This window comes from Bradyrhizobium guangdongense (assembly GCF_006483445.1).
Lineage (GTDB): Bacteria > Pseudomonadota > Alphaproteobacteria > Rhizobiales > Xanthobacteraceae > Bradyrhizobium > Bradyrhizobium guangdongense_A.
Window position 1 is genome coordinate 1 of sequence record NZ_PPPT01000319.1, and the last position, 1,555, is coordinate 1,555.

Here is a 1,555-nt window from a genome sequence, read left to right on the forward strand (position 1 = left end):
CCGACCTTTGCGATCGGTGCCGCGCGCGAATACCGCAACGCCGACGAAGGCTGGGGCATTCCCACCACGCAGCCGTTCCAGGGTGATCCGGAATTGTCGTGGCATCTCATCGAGCAGCTCGTGGCGGAAGAGTTCGACATCGTGAGCTGTCAGGAGATGACGGTCGACCACGCCTTCACGCTGCCGATGGCGCTGTGCTGGCCGGACCAGAAATGGCCGGTGCGCACCGTTCCCGTCGTCGTCAACACGGTGCAGGCGCCCCTGCCCTCAGCCGCGCGCTGCTACAAGCTCGGCAAGGCCTTAGGCCGCGCGATCGCGTCCTGGCCGAAGGACGAGCGCGTCGTTGTCATGGGCACCGGCGGGCTGTCGCATCAGCTCGATGGCGAACGCGCGGGCTTCATCAACAAGGAGTTCGATCTGCAATTCATGGAAAGCATGGTCTCGAACCCGGCATGGGCGACAAAGTACTCGACCGTCGAGCTGGTCGAGCTGTCGGGCACGCAAGGCGTCGAATTGCTGAACTGGGTGGTGGCGCGCGGCATGCTGCCGGAGAAGGTGAGCAAGCAGCATTCCAACTACCACATCCCGATCTCGAATACGGCAACCGGGATGATGCTGCTGGAGCCTGCGGCGTAAACCGCCGCAGGACGTCTCAAGCCTAGAACGGGCGTACGGACAGCGTGCCGAACACGATCGCGGCGATGACAGCGAAGGCGCTGTAGAACGCGACGAGGTGCAAATTCGCTCCGGTCCGCCGGAGCGATCGCGCATAGAGGTGCAGTCTGGCTTCCGCCGATAGTTCGCGCATGGTCGATCTCCAACGCCCCATTCGCTGGCATATGAAGGATCAATCGCGCCGGTAGACAAGACAGAAGCAGAAATAGCGATGGGGGCGCTGTCCAGAACGCCCATCGCAGCGGAAAGTTTCCTCGAAATTCCCGGTTCCGGGAATTTTATTCGTTCAATTTGGAACCGACTGGAACCGATTCCCGAGCCAAATCCGGCGCTTAATAGACGTCGGCCTGGAACCGCCCTGTCTTCTTGAGGTCGGCGACGAAAGCCACCGCCTCGTCGGTCGAGCGCGCCCCGAACTGGGCGACGATGTCGACCATGGCGCGTTCGACGTCCTTGGCCATGCGCTTGGCATCGCCGCAGATGTAGATATGGGCGCCTTCGGCGAGCCAGGTCCAGAGCTCGCGGCCGAGCTCGCGCATGCGGTCCTGCACGTAAAACTTCTTCTCGCCGTCGCGCGACCAGGCCAGCGACAGACGCGTCAGGAGACCCGACGTCTTCAGGGCGTTGAGCTCGTCCTTGTAGAAGAAATCGCAGTCGCTGCGCTGATGGCCGAAGAACAGCCAGTTCTTACCGGGGGCGCCGGTCGCCTTGCGGTCGAGCAGGAAGGCGCGGAACGGCGCAACGCCGGTACCCGGACCGATCATGATGACCGGCGTCTTCGGATCCTGCGGCAGCGCGAAGCCATGGGCCTTCTGCACATAGACCTTCAGCTTCTCGCCTTCCGCGATGCGCTCGCCGAGGAAGGTCGAGGCGACGCCGA

General features: G+C 63.1%; 2 protein-coding genes and 1 pseudogene. 1 reads left to right on the forward strand and 2 read right to left on the reverse strand.

The features are described from left to right. Positions 1-636: class III extradiol dioxygenase family protein (locus tag C2U70_RS32415; protein WP_140982799.1), on the forward strand; the 636-nt coding region annotated here is incomplete at its 5' end. A gap of 22 nt (positions 637-658) precedes the next feature. Here the strand turns inward: C2U70_RS32415 and C2U70_RS32420 are convergent. Beyond that, positions 659-808 (reverse strand): hypothetical protein, encoded by a 150-nt coding sequence (locus C2U70_RS32420; protein ID WP_186294602.1) that lies wholly within the window; start codon positions 806-808, stop codon positions 659-661. Between the two features lie 199 nt (positions 809-1,007). Continuing rightward, a pseudogene (locus C2U70_RS32425) lies at positions 1,008-1,555 on the reverse strand (sulfite reductase subunit alpha); the annotation flags it as partial.